The sequence below is a fragment of the Arthrobacter sp. LAR12-1-1.1 genome (assembly GCF_040676555.1).
GTDB lineage: Bacteria > Actinomycetota > Actinomycetes > Actinomycetales > Micrococcaceae > Arthrobacter.
The window spans coordinates 1-487 of sequence record NZ_JBEGIG010000043.1; the positions used below are offsets into that span (position 1 = coordinate 1).

Here is a 487-nt window from a genome sequence, read left to right on the forward strand (position 1 = left end):
GCCGGCGTCGTGCTGCAGGCGGAGAACCCGGCGTACCCGGATATCCGGGTCCCGTCGGTCTCGGATCTGGTCATCTGGGGCGTCGCGACCCGGTGCCTGCACCATGTCTGAGGCCAGCCATGTCTAAACCGGCCACGATGCGGCGGATGCCGCAGATCGCGCACGTGGATGTGAACTGCTTCTATGCGTCGGCCGAGCGGGCGTTCGACCCGTCCCTGGAGGGCCGTCCCGTCGTCGTCCTCTCCAACAACGACGGTTGCGCCGTCACCCGCTCCCCGGAAGCCAAGGCCCTCGGCATCGCGCTGGGCGAGCCATGGTTCAAACTCGCCCCGCGGGCCAGAGAGTGGGGACTCGTTGCCCTCTCCAGCAACTATGAGCTCTACGGGGACATCAGCGCCCGGGTCATGGAACTGCTCGGCCGGTACTCCGCCTGGCTGGAGGTCTACAGCATCGACGAGGCCTTCCTCGGCGTCAAAGGCACCCCGGA

2 pseudogenes are annotated in these 487 nt (G+C 67.6%); both read left to right on the forward strand.

Features of this window, described 5'->3' with window-relative positions:
• Positions 1 to 111 (forward strand): annotated as a pseudogene (locus MRBLAR12_RS18605) (LexA family transcriptional regulator); the annotation flags it as partial.
• A gap of 8 nt (positions 112 to 119) precedes the next feature.
• A pseudogene (locus MRBLAR12_RS18610) lies at positions 120 to 487 on the forward strand (DNA polymerase V subunit UmuC); the annotation flags it as partial.